The following is a 17,243-nucleotide window of genomic DNA, read 5'->3' as shown; positions in this document are numbered from 1 at the left end:
CGGAATGAACCGGCCCCCTTTTTGATGTCCCGCGTCTCTCGCGGTCAGTTCATGCCCAGAAGATGCGGCAGGAACATGGTGATTTCCGGCACGTAGGTGATCAGCATCAAGAACACCAGGGCCGTCGCCAGCCAGGGCAGGGCCGCCTTGGTCACCTCGGTCAGGCCCAGTTTCGAGATCGCCGAGCCGACATAGAGGTTCAGGCCCACCGGAGGCGTACACAGCCCGATCTCCATGTTGACGACCATCATGATCCCGAAATGCACCGGATCGACGCCCAGTTTCACGGCGACCGGATAAAGGATCGGCGCCATGATCAGCACGATGGCCGAGGGCTCCATCACCATGCCGATGAACAGCAGCATGATGTTGACGACCAGAAGGAAGCCGATCTTGCCCAGGCCCAGGCCCACGATCCAGTCCGACAGCGTCTGCGGGATCTGTTCGCTGGTCAGGATGAAGGCGAACATCACGGCATTGGTGATGATATAGAGCAGCATCGCCGACATCGCCGCCGAGGACAGCAGCACCTTGGGCACTTCGCGCAGCTTGATGTCCTTATAGACCCAGACTGCGATCACGAAGGCATAGACGGCGCTGACGGCCGCGGCCTCGGTCGGCGTGAAGATGCCGCCATAGATGCCGCCCATGATGATGACGATCAGCATCAGACCCCAGACCGACTCGCGGAAGGCCAGCCAGCGCTCGCGCCAGTCGGCACGGGCCATGCGCGGGTAGTTGTGCTTTTTCGCGCGGAAATAGGTGGTGGCGCCCAGCATCGAGGCCAGCATCAGACCCGGCACGACACCGGCCATGAACAGCGTCCCGATCGAGGCCGACAGGACCGGCTGGCCGTCGGGGCCGGTCACGACCATGCCCGAGGTCGCCACCGAATACATGACCATGACGATCGAGGGCGGGATCAGGATGCCAAGGCCGCCGGCGGTGGCGATCGAGCCCACGCCGAATTGCGGCGGGTAGCCCTGCTTGACCATGGCCGGGATCAGGATCGAGCCCACCGCCATCACGGTCGCGGGCGACGAGCCCGAGATCGCGGCAAACAGCGCGCAGGCCATGACCGCAGCCATGCCCATGCCGCCATACCAATGCCCCACCATCGAGGTCGCGAAACGGATCATCCGCCGCGCCACGCCGCCATGGGTCAGGAAGTTGCCGGCCAGAATGAAGAACGGGATCGCCATGATCTCGAACTTCTCGATGCCGGTGAACAGCTTCAGCGCGATGCTGTCCATGGGGATTTCGGTGAAGGCGAACAGGAACGAGAACACCGTCAGACCCAATGCGATCGAGACGGGCATCCCGGTCAGCAAAAGCACCGTCAGGATCAGGAAGATGATAAGCGCGGTCATCCGTGGCCCCCCTCGGCGACGTCCTTGGCCTCTTCCTCGACGCCATCGACCGAACTCAGGTCATGATGGGCGATGTAGCCGGTGGTCAGATACAGATAGAGCGCCTGGATGAAGCGGAAGCACATCAGCGCAGATCCCAGCGGCACCGCCAGGTAGATGATCCACATCGGCATTTCGAGATCGGGCGAGGTCTGCCCGCCCAGCCGGACGTGATAGACGAAATCGGTGCCGATCCAGACCAGAATGGCCGTGAAGAGGATCCCGCCCGACATGGCGATGGCGGTGACGATCCGCTTGGCCGGGTCTTTCAGACGTTCGACCAGAATATCGACGCCGACATGGATGCCGATGCGCACGCCGTAGGCGGCGCCGAACTTGGCCATCCAGACGAACAGATAGATACAGGCCTCTTGCGCCCAGGTCAGCTTGATCGAATTGATCGCCTTGAAGACCGAACGGGCGGCGGATTGCAGGCCGGTCATCTCATGGCTTCGGGCGTAGCCGACCAGATCCGCGGCTGCGCCGAGCGAGAAGCGGTGAACGACCGCGACGAAGATCAGCGCCACGGCTACGGCCATGAGCACCGAGATCAAGACTTCTTCGAAGCGGTCGAGGATGCGTAACAGCATGGCATACCTCGATATGGGGGAAAGGAGGGGTGCGCAGTCCGCACCCCCCGAGTTGGCCTATTCCGGGATCAGTTGGTTCCGATCGCCTGATAGGCTTGCTGGATCAGGTCGGCGCCGATGCGGTCGGACATTTCCTCATGCACGGGCTTGAGGACTTCGAGCCATTCGGCGCGCTCTTCGTCGGTCATTTCGTGGAATTCGGTGGTGCCGGCGGCCTTCATCGCCTCCAGCGACTTGTCGTTTTCCTCGGCCGCGATGCCATTGGCATAGACGGTCGATTCGGCCATGGCTTTTTCCAGATTGGCGCGCACATCCTCGGGCAGGCCGTCCCAGAATGCCTTGTTCACGATCACCGCATAGCCCAGATAGCCGTGGCGCGAGATGGTCGCGTGCTTTTGCACTTCATGCATCTTCTGGGTGTACATGTTCGAGGGCGGGTTTTCGGTGCCGTCGACAACGCCGGTCTGCAGCGCCTGATACACTTCCGAGAAGGCCATGACCTGCGGCACGGCGCCAAGCGCCTCCATCTGCGCCTCGAGGATCTTCGAGGACTGGATGCGCATTTTCAGGCCCAGGAAATCGTCGGGCGTGATCACCGGCGAGTTCGCCGACATGATCTTGAAGCCGTTATCCCAATAGGCCAGGCCCTTGATGCCCTTGTCTTCCAGCTTGGCCAGAAGACCCTTGCCGACGTCGCCATCGGTGATCTTGCGCAGCTCTTCGCGGTTGGCGAACAGCATCGGCAGGTCGAACAGCTCGAATTGCTGGACGCCGAGCGGGCCGAACTTGGCCAGCGACGGGGCCAGCATCTGCACGGCGCCAAGTTGCAGCGCCTCAAGCTCTTCCTTGTCCTTGTAGAGCTGGCTGTTGGGGTAAATCTCGACCTTGACCTTGCCTTCGGTATATTGCTCGGCCAGTTCCTTGAACTTCTGCGCGCCCTTGCCCTTGGGCGTGTCCGGGGCAACGACGTGGCTGAACTTGATGGTGATGGCGTCCTGAGCCAGCGCGGGCAGCGCGGCAGACATGGCAATGGCAACGGCCCCCGCCATGGCGGTGAAGCTGCGACGAGTCAGCATGGCTTTTCCTCCCTAATTACTTGTCCGCCCCTCCGAGCGGTGATTGGTTTCTTGTCACCAATCCGTGATGATCGCTATTGTGGGTTTCCGCAATAGGCCGCTCGCGAGATAGCGGCGGCAAGATGATGCGCTGGGGGGAGTGCAGGTGATCCGAGGCGACAGACCGGTCCGGCTTGGCGGCGGCAAGCCTGCGCCCTACGGCGATCCGTGGTCGGGCGAGGGGCGCGTGCCAGTGCGGCGCGGCCTTGATCTGTTGTCGCTGGTGCCGCTGTTTGCCATCGTGGCGCTGGTCGTGCTGGTGACGCTGGTGATCTGGATCGCCAATCGCAGCGAGACCGAGCAGGCGCGCACGAAACTGGCCACGGATGCGCTTTGGGTCGAACAGACCCTGCGCTTCCAGATGTCGGTCGACGAGGACATGCTGGTCGGCATGTCGCTGGATACGGCCAGCGGCATCTCCAGCGCGACCATCGATGCCCGCGCCCGCGCCCATATCGCCGGCAGCCCGGAATTCCTGTCCGTGGTCTGGTATGATGCCGAGGGCCGCCGCATCCGCGCGCTTCCGGGCCGCGATGCGCCGGGCGATGACGTGCTGGTGGGCCGGCTGGCGCAAAGCGGCGTCGGCACCACCCGGCCAAGCTACGGCGACATTGCCCCCGATGGCAGCGTCGCCATGGGCCTTGCCCTGCCCGGAAGGCGGGGCTTTGTCACCGCGACGCTGTCGCTGCCGTTGCTTCTCAACCGCCACCTGCCCTGGTGGATCGCCGAGCAATATGGCGTGCGCATCCTTGACAGTGCCGGCACCGAGCTGGCCGCCCGCCAGCGCCTGACCCCCACCGCCGACAGCCCCAGCCACGCCATCAGTTTCGATCCGCCCCTGCGTGGCGTGGCGGTCCAGATCAACGCCTATCAGGCGCCGACCTCGTTTCGCACCACGCTGCTGATGGCGGCGATCGGCGGGCTGGCGATCTTTGCCATTCTGGCGCTGGTGATCCTGTTTCGCAGCGCCGGCCACCGGCGGCTGGCCGAGCTGCGGCTGCGCAACGAGACCGCGTTCCGCCGCTCGATGGAGGAAAGCCTGACCGTCGGCCTGCGCGCCAAGGATCATTCGGGCCGCATCCTTTACGTCAATTCGGCCTTTTGCAACCTGGTCGGCTGGGAGGTCTCGGAGCTGGTCGGGCGCATGCCGCCGATGCCCTATTGGGACCCCGAGCGGCTTTCGGAAACCGAGGCGCGCCACCGCGAGATGGCCCGCGGTCCGGCCGTGCGCAGCTTCGAGACCCGTTTCCTGCATCGCGACGGGCACGAGATCGATGTCCAGGTCTATGATGCGCCGCTGATCGACGCGGCCGGCAAGCATCGCGGCTGGATGGGCTCGGTCATTGACATCACCGAACAGAAACGCGTGGCCCGGCTGGCCCGGGCGCAGGACGAGACCATGGCCCGCACCGGGCGGCTGGTGACGCTGGGCGAGATGGCCTCGACGCTGGCGCATGAGCTGAACCAGCCTCTGGCGGCCATCGCCTCATACGCGGCGGGGATGCAGAATCTGATGGATCGCGGCGATGCCGACCCGGTGCTGATGCGCGAGGCCAATCAGAAACTGGCGCGTCAGGCCGACCGTGCCGGACAGATCATCCGCCGCATTCAGGATCTGGTGAAAAAGCGCGAGCCGCGCTTTTCGGAAACCCGGCTGGACGAGGTCATTGCCGAGACGGTCGAATTCCTGCAGGCTGATGCCCGCGAACACCGGGTGGAACTGGCGGCCGCCATCGCCCCGGTCCCGCCGGTCGAGGCCGACCGCATCCTGCTGGAACAGGTGCTGATCAACCTGATCCGAAACGGGATGGAGGCGATGGGGGAAAGCCGCTCGGGCGACGGGCTTGAGGTGCGGCTGATGACCGAGGCGGGTCATGTCGTGATCGAGGTCGCCGACTGCGGCGCCGGCATCGCCCCGGAACTGGCGGGGCGGCTTTTCGATGCCTTTGCCACCACCAAGCCGCAGGGCATGGGCATGGGGCTGAAGATCTGCCGCTCGATCGTCGAACTGCATGGCGGGCTGCTGACGCATCGGCCGGGCGCGGGCGGGGGCACGGTGTTCCGCATCCTGCTGCCGCTGCGGGCGGGGGCGGAAAAGGCGGCTTGACGCCATGGGCAAGCGGCACGGGTGCAGGGTAAGGGGTGACAGAATGACGGCTGCGACATGACGGGCGAGGGGATGATCCATATCGTCGATGACGAAGAGGCGATCCGCGACGCGCTGAGCTTCCTCTTTACCTCGCGGGGGGTGGCCTCGCGCGGCTGGCCCTCGGGCGAGGCGTTCCTGGCCGCGCAGCCGCTGGCCGATTGCGCCTGCGTGATCCTGGACGTGCGCATGGGCGGGCTCAGTGGCCCCGAAACCTTTCAGCGGCTGCGGGCGCTGGGGAATGCCGCGCCGGTGATCTTTCTGACCGGCCATGCCGATGTGCCGGTGGCGGTGCAGGCGCTCAAGGCCGGGGCCTATGATTTTCTGGAAAAACCCTTCAACGACAACCAGATCGTCGATCTGGTGCTGGCGGCGATCCAGACCCATATCGCCGCCAGGGCCGAGGCCGCCAGCCGCCGCGGTCTTGCCGTCCGCCGCGCCACGCTATCGGCGCGCGAGGACGAGGTCATGGCGCTGATGCTGACCGGGGCGATGAACAAGCAGATCGCGGCCGAGCTGAACATCTCGATGCGCACGGTCGAGGTCCATCGCGGCCGGGTGCTGGCCAAGATGGGGGTCAGGAACGCGGTCGAGCTGGCCGCGATGCTGGCCGCCGATGAGGGCCCGCGCGGCACGGACTGAGTGCATGGCGCCGGGGCGCCGGTCCATGTTCCGGACCTGGATTCTGGCCTAGATGCGGAAATGATCCATGGAAAACCCCTCGTGAAAGGCGGCGGGCACGGTCAGCGAGTTCAGCCGCGCCAGCCGTGGCATGCGGCCCAGAACCCTGACCCGGCCCAGTTCCGCGATGATGCTTTCGGTATCGGGGGCCGGATCGCCGATGAAGGCCACGCCCAGCACCGGAATGCCCCGGTCACGCAGCGCCGCCAGCGACAGCAGCGTGTGGTTGATCGTCCCCAGCCGGGTGCGGGCACAGAGCACCGTCGGCAGGTTCCAGCGGGCAAAGAGATCCAGATAGGTCCGGCGCCGGTTCAGCGGCACCATCACCCCGCCCGCGCCCTCGATGACCAGCGGCCGGGGCAGCGCCGGCGGATTGATGAGGTCGGGATTGATCTCGACCCCCTCAAGCGCCGCGGCCAGATGCGGCGAGGCCGGCGTGCGCAGCAGCCAGGCCTCTTTCAGGATGCGTCCCTCGGGCAGGCCCGACAGGCGGGCGACGGTCTGGTTGTCGGTCGCACCCTCGATCCCGGCCTGGACAGGTTTCCAGAAAAACCCGTCCAGCGCCCCGGCCAGCCCGGCGGCAAAGACGGTCTTGCCGATGCCGGTATCGGTGCCGGTGACAACGATGGCGTGTCGGATGATGGCGTGGGTCATGCAGGAAACCTCAATTGGCAGCGATTATCGGGTGGGGCGGCAGCTCGGCCATGCGCATCCCCAGCCGCGCCAGCAGCTCCGCATCCTTGTCACGTTCGGGATTGGCGGTGGTCAGCAGCCTTTCGCCGGTAAAGATCGAATTCGCCCCGGCCAGAAAGCACAGCGCCTGCGCCTCGTCGCTGAGCGCTTCGCGCCCGGCCGACAGGCGCAGGACGCTTTGCGGCATCAGGATCCGCGCCAGCGCCACCAGCCGCGCCAGATCCAGCGCCGAGGCCGGGCGGGCCTTCTCCATCACCGGGGTGCCGGCGACGGGGTGCCACATGTTCAGCGGCACGCTGTCGGGATGCGCGGGCAGGGTGGCCAGCGTCACCAGCATCGAGATGCGGTCCTCGGGCCGCTCGCCCATGCCGAGGATGCCGCCCGAACAGACCTTGATCCCGCCGGCGCGGACATGGGCCAGCGTCTCAAGCCGGTCGTCCATGGTCCGGGTGGTGACGATGTCTGGGTAATAGTCGCGCGAAGTGTCGATATTGTGGTTGTAATAGTCCAGCCCGGCCCTGGCCAGCTGTGCGACCTGCGCCGGCGTCAGCATGCCCAGCGTGACGCAGGTTTCCAGGCCCAGTTCGCGCACACCCCGGATCATCATGCAGACCGCCGCCATGTCGCGATCCTTGGGGCCGCGCCAGGCGGCGCCCATGCAGAACCGGGTCGCGCCTCCGGCCTTGGCGCGGCGCGCCTCGGCCAGAACCTCCTCGACCTGCATCAGTTTCGAGGCCGGAAGCCCGGTCTTGTGATGCGCGCTTTGCGAGCAATAGCCGCAATCCTCGGGGCAACCGCCGGTTTTTATAGATAAAAGCGTCGCGGTTTCGATGGTTTCGGGGTCGAAATGCTGCCGATGCAGGCTTTGGGCACGAAACATCAGCTGGGGAAAGGGCAGATCATGGATCGCCCGCGCCTCGGTCTCGGTCCAGTCATGGCGCAAGGCGGTCCGGGACGCGATCTGCCCTTCGGGCAGGCAAGGGAGCTGCGCGGTCATTGCCCGATCCGTCCCATCAGGCGCGCGGGCAGGACAATGGCCCCCAATGCGACCATGGCGATATTGATCAGATCGCCCAGAATGAAAGGCGTGAAGCCGGCCGCCACGACCGCGCCCGCCGGCACGAATTTCGCAAGCCAGAGCAGGCCGACGGCATAGGTGATCGCCAGCCCCGCCAGCATCGCGATGATCCGGCCCGGCGTCCCGCGCCCCAGCGCCATGCTGGCCGAAACCCAGCTGGCGACCAGATATCCCAGCAGATAGCCGCCGGTCGGGCCGACCATGTAGGCGAGGCCGATGCCGCGCTCCGGTGTGCCGGAAAACACCGGCAATCCCGCCGCGCCCGCCATCAGATAGGCCATGAAGGTCGCCGTCGCGAGGCGGGGCCCCGTCGCCAGCGCAATCGCCATCACCGCCAGCGTGTGCAGCGTCATCGGCACCGGCCAGGACGGCACGCGAAGCTTGGCGCAGAGGGTGATGAGGGCGACCCCCAGGACGATGACGGCGCCCTTTCGGGCCAGACCCGGCATTGCCGGATGCGACAGGGAGGGGGTGGTGCTCATCATTGCTCCTCAGAATTATAGATAATCAACACGATGATCTATATTGAGCGCAATGCGGCGATGAGTCGCAAGTGATATTATAGATAATTTTAACCGACGATGGCGAAAGCGCTTCGGTGCCGGCCATTCGGGCTGGCAACGGGGCGATGCCCGATCCATTGCACATGCCGCGCCAGCGTGGCGCAGCCGGTCTCGACATCGCCCTTGCGCAGGGCGCCCAGAATGGCGCGGTGATCGTGATCGGTGCGCGCCTCCCAGGTCGATTGCCAGGCCGTGAACAGGAAGCGCGCGCTGGCTGCATGCAGATCGTCGATCGAGGCCAGCAGCCGCGGCATCGCGCAAGGCTCAAGGATCAGGCGGTGAAAGCGGCGATTCGCTTCCTCCCATTCGCGGACATCGCGCGAGGCGTCGCCCGCCCGCGTCGCCTCATCCGCCGCATCCAGCACCGCCGGGGTCAGATGCGGGGCGGCATGGCGCAGCGCCAGCACCTCAAGCGCAGCGCGCATCGCCGCGACCTCCTTGACCTCGTCGAGATCAAAGCTCGCCACCCGGACGCCCTTGCGCGGCTCGCTGACCGCCAGGCCCTGCGCCTCGAGCCGGCGGAACGCCTCGCGCACGGGGACGTGGCTGGCGCCGAATTCCTCGGCAATATGGTCCTGACGCAGGCGCGCCCCCGGCTGGATCTGGCCGGCGATGATGCGCTCGGCCAGCACGCGGCTGATGCGATGGGCGAGAGTGTCTTCTGATCTGCTGGTCATTTTTATAGATAAATCCGACAGGAAAGGATTGTCGATACTTGCTACCGGCCGCCATAGCGACCCATCCGCAGCGCCATGTAAAGAATCTTTAACGTTTCGGTGACGCAAAGGTTGATTTGCCCCCAAATCCCGCCTACCCACCCGGCGCGACCGCAGCGGTGAGAGCATGGCCCAGAACGACCACGAATCCCGACATCTCGAGACGCTGGACCGCGATCTCGGGCGCTTTTCGAATCTGGAAATGGCGGCAAGCTATGTTTCGCGGCCCTTGGTGGGTCCGGGCATCGCCTTTGTCTTCATCATTCTGGCAGGGCTGGTGGCGGCGCTGTCGCTGGGCCAGACCAGCAACACGCTGATCGTGGTCATCGCCGCGACCTTTGGTGCCTATATGGCGCTGAACATCGGCGCCAATGACGTCGCCAACAACATGGGCCCGGCGGTGGGCGCCAATGCGCTGACCATGGGCGGTGCCATCGTCATCGCCGCGATCTTTGAAAGCGCGGGTGCGCTGATCGCGGGCAGCGACGTGGTTTCGACCATCTCAAAGGGCATCATCACCCCAGGCGGCATCGCCGAGTCCGACGTTTTCATCTGGGCGATGATGGCGGCGCTGCTGTCATCGGCCTTGTGGGTGAACCTCGCGACCTGGATCGGGGCTCCGGTCTCGACCACGCATTCGGTCGTGGGCGGCGTCGTCGGTGCGGGGATCGCGGCGGCCGGTTTCGGTGCGATCAACTGGGGCATGATGGGCGCCATTGCCGCAAGCTGGGTGATCTCGCCGGTGCTGGGCGGTGTGAGCGCGGCGGGTTTTTTGTGGTTCATCAAGGCCCGCATCATCTATCAGCCCGACAAGATCGCGGCGGCGCGCAAATGGGTGCCGGTGCTGGTCGGCATCATGTCGGGCGCCTTTGCCGCCTATCTGGCGCTGAAGGGGCTAAAGAATCTGATCGATGTCTCGCTGGGCATGGCGGTCCTGCTGGGGCTGGGGCTGGGCATCGCGACCTGGCTGGTGATGATCCCGGTCGTCCGCCGCCAGTCCGAGGGGCTTGAGAACCGCAACAAGTCGCTGAAGGTGCTGTTCGCGATTCCGCTGGTCGTGTCCGCCGCGCTGCTGAGCTTTGCCCATGGCGCCAATGACGTCGCCAATGCGGTCGGGCCGCTGGCGGCCATCGTGCAGGCCTCGCAGACCGGCGATTTCACCCATGATGTCAGCATTCCGGTCTGGGTGATGCTGATCGGAGCCTTCGGCATCAGCTTCGGGCTGTTCCTGTTCGGCCCCAAACTGATCCGCATGGTCGGCAGCCAGATCACCAAGCTGAACCCGATGCGCGCCTTTTGCGTGGCGCTGTCGGCGGCGCTGACGGTGATCGTGGCCAGCTGGCTGGGCCTGCCGGTCAGCTCGACCCATATTGCGGTGGGTGCGATCTTTGGCGTCGGCTTCTTCCGCGAATGGGATGCCGAGCGCCGCCTGCGCCTGTCCCAGGACGACGAAGACCGCCCCCGCATCCCGCCCGAGGAGCGCCGCCGCCGCAAGCTGGTGCGCCGCTCGCATGTGATGACCATCGCCACCGCCTGGGTGGTGACGGTTCCCGCCGCCGCGATCCTGTCGGCGCTGATCTTTCTGGCAATCCAGATGGCGACGGGCGGAGCCTAGCCCAGCTTGAAGATATCGCGGATCGATTCTCCCGCCGTCAGCCGCGCGGTCCATTCGGCCTCAAGCCGCAGCTTGGCCTCGGCCGCGTCGATCAGCTTGGGCAAAAGCCTGGGCGGCAGAGCGACAAGCCCGTCATCATCGCCCAAGATCAGGTCGCCCGGCGCGATGGCGATGCCGCCGATCATGATGCCGCCATTCACCTCGCCCATGCGGGCGGTGGTCGGACCCAGCGGATTGACCGCGCGGGCATAGACCGGCAGGCCGGACATAGCCGAAAGCCCCGCCACATCGCGCACGGCGCCATCGCAGACCAACCCTGCCGCAGCCTGCCGGTGCAGATGCCCGCCCAGGATATCGCCGATCATCGCATGATGGGTCTGGCCGCCGGCATCGATCAGCAGGACCTCGCCCGCCCGGATCGCGCCGACGGCGTGCAGCACCGCGCCGAAATCCGGCGGCGTGCAGCGCACCGTCACCGCGCGGCCAAACAGCGCCGCCTGCTGCCCCACCGGCCGCAGCGGCCGGATCGCCGGGTCGATCTGATGCGAGGGCGTCAGATCCGCCGCCACCGCCACCGGAATGCGCTGCCAGCGCGCCAGCAGCTCATCGGGGATGGCGTCGAAGGCCGGGGGGTGCAGGGTCACGGTCATGTCAGCTCCTTTCGGCAAGTGTGGCTTGGATCGCGCTGGCCAGACGCCGGACGCCCTCGGCCAGACGCTCGGGCGCGTTCAGGGTAAAGTTGATGCGCATGGCGCCCCGGTCAAGCCCTTCGGGGTCAAAGACGCTGCTGGGCGAGATGCAGACGCCATGGGCCAGCGCATGGGCCAGCAGCCGGTCGGTATCAAGGCGCGGATCGCGCGCCCGCGCCCAGACGAACATCCCGCCCGAAGGGTGCTGCCAGTCCAGATATTCGCCCAGATGCTCATGCATCGCAGCGCAAAGCGCGTCGCGCCGGGCGCGATATGTGGCCAGAATATCTGGCAGGATGCGGCCCGGAATGTCGCGCTCGAAGGCGCGCAGGGCGATCATCTGCCCCAGCCCGCTGCTGCACATGTCGCTGCCTTGCTTGGCCGCCGCCAGCGCCGCGATCATCTCGGGCGCGGCAATGATCCAGCCGATACGCAGCCCCGGCGTCAGCTCTTTCGAGAGCGTCCCCATATAGACCACCGGCCCGTCATAGGTGCCGGGCTTGCGCGCGCCGGACAGGTCCAAGAGCCGGGGCAGGGGCGCCCCCTCATAGTAAAGCACGCCGTAGGGGTCGTCCTCGATCAGCCATGTCCCGGTCTCATGCGCGGCATCGACCAGCGCCTGCCGCTGCGCCAACGGCACCAGCCGCCCCGAGGGGTTCGAGAAATTCGGCACCGTATAGGCAAATTGCGCCCCGGCCAGCGCGGTAACCGGGTCAAAACCCGCATCCTCAAGCCGCATCGGGCGATATTCCGGGTCGCGCGGACGCCACGCATCCAGCGCCCCCAGATAGGCGGGGCTCTGTGCGGCGATGGTCGTTGCGCCCGGCTCAAGCAGCACCTTGCCCACCAGCTCCAGCGCCTGCATGCCGCTGGTGGCGATCAGTACATTCTCGCGCCCAAGCCGCAGCGTGGGGGTCGAGAAGCGCGCCGCGATCAGATCGCGCAGCGCCGGCAGGCCCGGGATCGGGCCGTAAGCCAGCGTCTCGACCGGGTGGTTGCGGACCGCCTCGGCGGCCAGTTCGGCCAGCTCGTCCACGGGCCACAGCGCCGGTTCCGGCAGGCCGCCCGCCAGATTGATCAGGTCCGGGTTCTGCCCCGCCGCCAGAAAGACCGAAGTGACGTCATTGCTTTGCGACAGCCAGCGGGCAAAGCCGGGGCGCGAGGCCTCGGGCGCGGGCATCGGATCTGTCCTTGGGGCGCGCTGGGGCTGGCTGGACATGCGGTTTCCTTGTCATCGATCTGGATTATACGCCGGGCGCGGCAATGTCTTGGCGTCGTTCCGGGCAGGATTCGCGGGCCGTCTAGCATCCCAACGGCCCAAAAGCACCCCCCGACCCGGTGCCCCGCGCTTGTGTCCGGCCCTGATCTGGCTCACAAACCCGGCATCACAGGACGGGGACGGGCATGAACGCGCTGAAACGGATCGGCATCGACACCTATATGCTGCTGCTGGTCGGCACGGTGCTTCTGGGCCTGATCCTGCCTGCGCGCGGCATCGCGGCCGAGGCGCTGCGTGGCGTCACTTTCTGGGCGGTGACGCTGCTGTTCTTTCTGTACGGGGCCAAGCTGGACCCGGCGTCGGTGCGGGCAGGCCTGCTGAACTGGCGCCTGCAAGGGCTGACCTTTGCCGCGACCTATCTGCTGTTTCCAGTCCTTGGCCTGATCCTTGCGGCGGTCTTCGGCGGCGTGCTGGGACCGCAGCTGACGCTGGGGCTGCTGTTTCTATGCGTCCTGCCCTCGACCGTGCAAAGCTCGATCGCCTTCACCTCGATCGCGGGCGGCAATGTCCCGGCGGCGATCTGCGCGGCCTCGCTTTCAAACCTGATCGGGGTGGCGCTGACGCCCCTGCTGGTCGCGCAGCTTCTGCATCAGGACGGCGGCGGCATCAGCCTCGACGCCATCGAAAAGATCGCGCTGCAGATCCTGTTGCCCTTCATCCTCGGCCAGATCCTGAGGCCATGGATCGGAGGCTTCGTCCAGCGCCACAAACTGCTGACCATGGTGGTGGATCGCGGCTCGATCCTGCTGATCGTCTATTCGGCCTTTGGCGCCGGCACGGTGGCGGGGATCTGGTCGGCGATCCCGGCGCCCAGCCTGATCCTGTGCCTTGCGGTGGTCACGCTGCTGCTGGCACTGGCCATGGGGATCATGGTGGCCAGCGGACGCATCACCCATATGCCGCATCAGGACCGGGCGGTCCTGTTCTTCTGCGGCTCGACCAAAAGCCTGGCCAGCGGACTGCCCATCGCCACGGCCATCTTTCCGGCGGCAACGGTCGGGGCGACCGTGCTGCCGGTGATGATCTATCACATGACCCAGCTTCTGGTCTGCTCGGCCATCGCGCAGCGCATGGCCCGCCGCACCTAGCTGATCAGAAATCCCAGTCCTCATCCTCGGTCGCGACGGCCTTGCCGATGACATAGGACGAGCCCGAGCCGCTGAAGAAGTCATGGTTTTCACTGTCCGGCGACAATGCGGCCATGATCGCCGGATTGACCTCGCAGGCGGCGGGCGGGAACAGCGCCTCATAGCCCAGGTTCTGCAGGGCCTTGTTGGCATTGTAATGCAGGAATGCCTTTACGTCCTCGGTCAGGCCGATGCCGTCATAAAGCTCGGCGGTGTATTTCTGCTCGATGTCGTAAAGATCAAAGATCAGCGCAAAGGCGAAATCCTTCAGCTCCTGCCGCCGTGCCTCGGGCAGCTTTTCCAGCGCGCGCTGGTATTTATAGCCGATGTAATAGCCATGCACCGCCTCGTCGCGGATGATCAGACGGATCAGGTCGGCGGTATTGGTCAGCTTCGCGCGGCTCGACCAGTACATCGGCAGGTAGAAGCCCGAATAGAACAGGAAGCTCTCCAGAAACACCGATGCGATCTTGCGCTTCAGCGGGTCCGAGCCAGCCTTGTATTCCTCAAGGATCAGCCGCGCCTTGGCCTGCAGATGCGGGTTTTCCTCGGACCAGCGAAAGGCCTCATCGACCTCCTTGGTCAGGCACAGCGTCGAAAAGATCGAGGAATAGCTGCGCGCATGCACCGCCTCCATGAAACTGATATTCGACAGCACCGCCTCCTCATGTGGCGTCTGCGCATCCGGCATCATCGAGGGCGCGCCGATGGTGTTCTGCACCGTGTCCAGCAACGTCAGCCCGGTGAAGACCCGGATGGTCAGCTCACGCTCTTCGGGGCGCAGCGTGGCCCAGCTTTGCACGTCATTCGACAGCGGCACTTTCTCAGGCAGCCAGAAATTCACCGTCAGCCGGTTCCAGACCTCAAGGTCCTTTTCGTCCTCCAGCCGGTTCCAGTTGATCGCGCGCAGCGGGGTCTTCATCACATGATCCTTCATCCGAAGAACCTCTCTTTCATGTCCAAATATCCTACGGGGGTCCGGGGGTGTAAAACCCCCGGGTCGCTACGCTGCTCACAAGGTGCAGGACACGCAGCCCTGAACCTCGGTCCCTTCCAGCGCGGTCTGGCGCAGGCGGATGTAATAGATGGTCTTGATGCCCTTTTTCCAGGCATGGATCTGGGCGCGGTTGATGTCGCGCGTCGTCGCCTCGGCCGGAAAGAACAGCGTCAGCGACAGGCCCTGATCGACATGCTCGGTCGCCGCTGCATAGGTGTCGATGATCGCATCAGGCCCGATCTCATAGGCGTCACGGTAATATTCCAGATTGTCGTTCGACATGAACGCCGCCGGATAATAGACGCGGCCGATCTTGCCTTCCTTGCGGACCTCGATCTTGGCGACGATCGGATGGATCGAGCTGGTCGAATTGTTGATATAGCTGATCGAGCCGGTCGGCGGCACCGCCTGCAGGTTGCGGTTATAAAGCCCATGCGCCATGACATCGGCCTTCAGCGCCTCCCAATCCGCGCGCGTGGGCAGGGTCACGCCCTCGAAGACCCGCGCCACATCGGCCAGCTCGGGCAGCCAGTCGCGGCTGGTATATTTGTCAAAGAACGAGCCGTTGGCATATTTCGACTTGTCGAAATCCCTGAAGCTATGGCCCTTTTCCTGCGCCAGCAGGTTAGAGGCCCGGATCGCGTGATAGGCCACAGCGGCGAAGTAAACGCTGGTGAACTCGATCCCCTCGGGGCTGCCGTAATGAATGCGCTCGCGCGCCAGGAACCCATGCAGGTTCATCTGCCCCAGACCCACGGCATGGGCCTCGTCATTGCCGCGCCGGATCGAGGGCACAGCCTCGATCGAGGACATTTCCGACACCGCGGTCAGCGCCCGGATCGCCGCCTCGACGGTGGCGCCGAAATCCGGCCCGTCCATGGTCGCGGCAATGTTCAGCGAGCCGAGGTTGCAGGAAATATCCGTGCCCAGATGCGCATAGGACAGGTCTTCGTTGAACTCGCTGGCCTCGTTCACCTGCAGGATTTCGCTGCACAGGTTCGACATGCTGATGCGGCCATGCACGGGGTTGGCACGGTTCACCGTGTCCTCGAACATGATATAGGGATAGCCGCTTTCGAACTGGATCTCGGCGATGGTCTGGAAGAATTCGCGGGCGTTGATCTTGCGCTTCTTGATGCGCTTGTCATCGACCATCTCGGCATATTTTTCGGTGACCGAGATCTCCGAGAAGGGCAGGCCATAGACCTTTTCCACGTCATGCGGGGAAAACAGGTACATGTCCTCGTTCTTCTTGGCCAATTCAAAGGTCACGTCGGGAATGACCACGCCCAGAGACAGCGTCTTGATGCGGATCTTCTCGTCCGCGTTCTCGCGCTTGGTGTCCAGGAAACGCAGGATATCGGGGTGGTGGGCGTTCAGATAGACCGCGCCCGCGCCCTGCCGCGCGCCAAGCTGGTTGGCATAGGAAAAGCTGTCCTCCAGCAGTTTCATCACCGGAATGACACCCGAGGACTGGTTTTCGATGCCCTTGATCGGGGCGCCGGCCTCGCGCAGGTTGGTCAGCATCAGGGCGACGCCGCCGCCGCGTTTCGACAGCTGCAAGGCCGAGTTGATCGAGCGGCCGATCGATTCCATGTTGTCTTCCAGCCGCAGCAGGAAGCAGGAAATCAACTCGCCCCGCGACTTTTTCCCGGCATTCAGGAAGGTCGGCGTCGCCGGCTGGAAGCGGCCCGACAGAATCTCTTCCATGAAGCGCATGGCCAGAGCCTCATCGCCGCGCGCGAGCGCCAGGGCGACCATGACCACGCGGTCCTCGTAACGCTCAAGGTAGCGCTGGCCGTCGCGGGTCTTCAGCGTATAGCTGGTGTAATACTTGAACGCGCCCAGGAAAGTCGGGAAGCGGAACTTGCGCAGATAGGCGGCGTCCCAGATCGCGCGCTGGAAGTTCTTGGAATACTGGTCCAGCACCTCGGGCTCGTAATAGCCCTCATCGACCAGATAGCGCAGCTTTTCGTCCAGATTGTGGAAGAAGACGGTGTTCTGGTTGACATGCTGCAGGAAATACTGCCGCGCGGCCTTGCGATCCGCGTCAAAGCGGATGCGGCCCTCGCCGTCGTAAAGGTTCAGCATCGCGTTCAGCGCGTGATAGTCCAGCTCGGCCTTTACGCCATCGTCAAGCATTCCGTCCCCCAGAATTTTTCAAGCCCCGCCTGCACGCGGGCAATATCAAGATCGGTCCCCGACAGTTCGAATCGATACAGGACGGGGACGTTGCACTTATCAGAAATCACCTTGCCGGACAGGGCAAAGGTCGCCCCGAAGTTCCGGTTGCCGGTGGCAATGACGCCGCGCAACAGGGCGCGGCGGTCGGGGTCGTTCAGAAAGCGGATCACCTGCTTGGGAACCGCACCCCGCCCCTCGCCATCGGCGAAGGTCGGGCAGATCAGGACATAGGGGCGGTCAGGCGCGGGCATCTCGTCCGCAGGAGCGATCGGGATCCGCGCGGCAGGCAGGCCCAGGCGGGTCATGAACCGCGCCGTATTGCCCGATGCCGAGGAAAAATAGACCAGCCCGCCCATCGTCC

Annotated in this window: 16 protein-coding genes; 4 read left to right on the top strand and 12 right to left on the bottom strand. The window is 65.0% G+C overall.

Features of this window, described 5'->3' with window-relative positions:
• Positions 1-44 precede the first annotated feature (44 nt).
• The 3 genes from DFP89_RS04740 to DFP89_RS04730 all read right to left on the bottom strand — a co-directional run bounded on the left by DFP89_RS04740 (position 45) and on the right by DFP89_RS04730 (position 3,075).
• Positions 45-1,370, bottom strand: a complete 1,326-nt coding sequence (locus DFP89_RS04740) for a TRAP transporter large permease (protein ID WP_114348237.1) — start codon at positions 1,368-1,370, stop codon at positions 45-47.
• A complete protein-coding gene (locus tag DFP89_RS04735; protein WP_114348236.1) occupies positions 1,367-1,999 on the bottom strand; it encodes a TRAP transporter small permease in 633 nt (210 codons plus the stop codon). The genes DFP89_RS04740 and DFP89_RS04735 overlap by 4 nt, the downstream gene beginning before the upstream one ends.
• A gap of 68 nt (positions 2,000-2,067) precedes the next feature.
• Positions 2,068-3,075, bottom strand: coding sequence for a TRAP transporter substrate-binding protein (locus DFP89_RS04730; RefSeq protein ID WP_114348235.1), 1,008 nt, complete (start codon positions 3,073-3,075; stop codon positions 2,068-2,070).
• A gap of 145 nt (positions 3,076-3,220) precedes the next feature.
• Here DFP89_RS04730 and DFP89_RS04725 point away from each other — a divergent pair, with 145 nt between their 5' ends.
• Together DFP89_RS04725 and DFP89_RS04720 are read left to right on the top strand one after the other, a co-directional pair.
• Complete coding sequence (locus DFP89_RS04725) at positions 3,221-5,221, top strand: two-component system sensor histidine kinase NtrB (RefSeq protein WP_245948596.1); 2,001 nt, start codon at positions 3,221-3,223, stop codon at positions 5,219-5,221.
• A gap of 57 nt (positions 5,222-5,278) precedes the next feature.
• Positions 5,279-5,902, top strand: coding sequence for a response regulator transcription factor (locus tag DFP89_RS04720; protein ID WP_114348234.1), 624 nt, complete (start codon positions 5,279-5,281; stop codon positions 5,900-5,902).
• A 48-nt stretch (positions 5,903-5,950) separates the two neighbouring features.
• Here the strand turns inward: DFP89_RS04720 and bioD are convergent, their stop codons facing one another.
• The 4 genes from bioD to DFP89_RS04700 form a co-directional block, all read right to left on the bottom strand.
• Positions 5,951-6,595 (bottom strand): dethiobiotin synthase, encoded by a 645-nt coding sequence (bioD, locus tag DFP89_RS04715; RefSeq protein ID WP_220269808.1) that lies wholly within the window; start codon positions 6,593-6,595, stop codon positions 5,951-5,953.
• 10 nt (positions 6,596-6,605) lie between these two features.
• Positions 6,606-7,631 carry a biotin synthase BioB gene (bioB, locus tag DFP89_RS04710; RefSeq protein ID WP_114348233.1) on the bottom strand — a complete coding sequence of 342 codons (1,026 nt, stop codon included), beginning with the start codon at positions 7,629-7,631 and terminating at the stop codon, positions 6,606-6,608.
• Positions 7,628-8,194, bottom strand: coding sequence for a biotin transporter BioY (locus tag DFP89_RS04705; RefSeq protein ID WP_425452632.1), 567 nt, complete (start codon positions 8,192-8,194; stop codon positions 7,628-7,630). The genes bioB and DFP89_RS04705 overlap by 4 nt, the downstream gene beginning before the upstream one ends.
• An 89-nt stretch (positions 8,195-8,283) precedes the next feature.
• Positions 8,284-8,952 (bottom strand): GntR family transcriptional regulator, encoded by a 669-nt coding sequence (locus DFP89_RS04700; protein ID WP_114348231.1) that lies wholly within the window; start codon positions 8,950-8,952, stop codon positions 8,284-8,286.
• A gap of 166 nt (positions 8,953-9,118) precedes the next feature.
• On the opposite strand from DFP89_RS04700, the gene DFP89_RS04695 reads away from it, so the two are divergent.
• Entirely contained in the window at positions 9,119-10,606 is a 1,488-nt protein-coding gene (locus tag DFP89_RS04695) for an inorganic phosphate transporter (protein ID WP_114348230.1), read from the top strand.
• On the opposite strand, the gene DFP89_RS04690 is transcribed toward DFP89_RS04695, so the two are convergent.
• Positions 10,603-11,256, bottom strand: coding sequence for an RraA family protein (locus tag DFP89_RS04690; RefSeq protein WP_114348229.1), 654 nt, complete (start codon positions 11,254-11,256; stop codon positions 10,603-10,605). The genes DFP89_RS04695 and DFP89_RS04690 overlap by 4 nt on opposite strands.
• 1 nt (position 11,257) lies before the next feature.
• A complete protein-coding gene (locus tag DFP89_RS04685) occupies positions 11,258-12,514 on the bottom strand; it encodes an aminotransferase-like domain-containing protein (protein WP_245948595.1) in 1,257 nt (418 codons plus the stop codon).
• Positions 12,515-12,699: 185 nt separating this feature from the next.
• On the opposite strand from DFP89_RS04685, the gene DFP89_RS04680 reads away from it, so the two are divergent.
• Positions 12,700-13,662: a bile acid:sodium symporter family protein gene (locus DFP89_RS04680; RefSeq protein ID WP_114348227.1), complete on the top strand. Its 963-nt coding sequence runs from the start codon at positions 12,700-12,702 to the stop codon at positions 13,660-13,662.
• Between the two features lie 4 nt (positions 13,663-13,666).
• On the opposite strand, the gene nrdF is transcribed toward DFP89_RS04680, so the two are convergent.
• The 3 genes from nrdF to nrdI all read right to left on the bottom strand — a co-directional run bounded on the left by nrdF (position 13,667) and on the right by nrdI (position 17,238).
• Entirely contained in the window at positions 13,667-14,623 is a 957-nt protein-coding gene (nrdF, locus tag DFP89_RS04675; RefSeq protein ID WP_425452630.1) for a class 1b ribonucleoside-diphosphate reductase subunit beta, read from the bottom strand.
• Between the two features lie 90 nt (positions 14,624-14,713).
• Entirely contained in the window at positions 14,714-16,840 is a 2,127-nt protein-coding gene (nrdE, locus tag DFP89_RS04670; protein WP_114348225.1) for a class 1b ribonucleoside-diphosphate reductase subunit alpha, read from the bottom strand.
• Positions 16,822-17,238: a class Ib ribonucleoside-diphosphate reductase assembly flavoprotein NrdI gene (nrdI, locus tag DFP89_RS04665; RefSeq protein WP_114348224.1), complete on the bottom strand. Its 417-nt coding sequence runs from the start codon at positions 17,236-17,238 to the stop codon at positions 16,822-16,824. The genes nrdE and nrdI overlap by 19 nt, the downstream gene beginning before the upstream one ends.
• Positions 17,239-17,243: the final 5 nt, after the last annotated feature.

Source organism: Paracoccus lutimaris (assembly GCF_003337565.1).
GTDB classification, from domain to species: Bacteria; Pseudomonadota; Alphaproteobacteria; order Rhodobacterales; family Rhodobacteraceae; genus Paracoccus; species Paracoccus lutimaris.
This window is presented reverse-complemented; position numbering and strand designations above follow the sequence as displayed.

What these genes read in the sequence shown, in the direction of transcription:
- DFP89_RS04740 (WP_114348237.1), bottom strand. Translation starts at nt 1,370, where the DNA reads ATGACCGCGCTTATCATCTTCCTGATCCTGACGGTGCTTTTGCTGACC.
- DFP89_RS04735 (WP_114348236.1), bottom strand. Translation starts at nt 1,999, where the DNA reads ATGCTGTTACGCATCCTCGACCGCTTCGAAGAAGTCTTGATCTCGGTG.
- DFP89_RS04730 (WP_114348235.1), bottom strand. Translation starts at nt 3,075, where the DNA reads ATGCTGACTCGTCGCAGCTTCACCGCCATGGCGGGGGCCGTTGCCATT.
- DFP89_RS04720 (WP_114348234.1), top strand. Translation starts at nt 5,279, where the DNA reads ATGACGGGCGAGGGGATGATCCATATCGTCGATGACGAAGAGGCGATC.
- bioD (WP_220269808.1), bottom strand. Translation starts at nt 6,595, where the DNA reads ATGACCCACGCCATCATCCGACACGCCATCGTTGTCACCGGCACCGAT.
- bioB (WP_114348233.1), bottom strand. Translation starts at nt 7,631, where the DNA reads ATGACCGCGCAGCTCCCTTGCCTGCCCGAAGGGCAGATCGCGTCCCGG.
- DFP89_RS04705 (WP_425452632.1), bottom strand. Translation starts at nt 8,194, where the DNA reads ATGAGCACCACCCCCTCCCTGTCGCATCCGGCAATGCCGGGTCTGGCC.
- DFP89_RS04700 (WP_114348231.1), bottom strand. Translation starts at nt 8,952, where the DNA reads ATGACCAGCAGATCAGAAGACACTCTCGCCCATCGCATCAGCCGCGTG.
- DFP89_RS04695 (WP_114348230.1), top strand. Translation starts at nt 9,119, where the DNA reads ATGGCCCAGAACGACCACGAATCCCGACATCTCGAGACGCTGGACCGC.
- DFP89_RS04690 (WP_114348229.1), bottom strand. Translation starts at nt 11,256, where the DNA reads ATGACCGTGACCCTGCACCCCCCGGCCTTCGACGCCATCCCCGATGAG.
- DFP89_RS04685 (WP_245948595.1), bottom strand. Translation starts at nt 12,514, where the DNA reads ATGTCCAGCCAGCCCCAGCGCGCCCCAAGGACAGATCCGATGCCCGCG.
- DFP89_RS04680 (WP_114348227.1), top strand. Translation starts at nt 12,700, where the DNA reads ATGAACGCGCTGAAACGGATCGGCATCGACACCTATATGCTGCTGCTG.
- nrdF (WP_425452630.1), bottom strand. Translation starts at nt 14,623, where the DNA reads ATGAAGACCCCGCTGCGCGCGATCAACTGGAACCGGCTGGAGGACGAA.
- nrdE (WP_114348225.1), bottom strand. Translation starts at nt 16,840, where the DNA reads ATGCTTGACGATGGCGTAAAGGCCGAGCTGGACTATCACGCGCTGAAC.
- nrdI (WP_114348224.1), bottom strand. Translation starts at nt 17,238, where the DNA reads ATGGGCGGGCTGGTCTATTTTTCCTCGGCATCGGGCAATACGGCGCGG.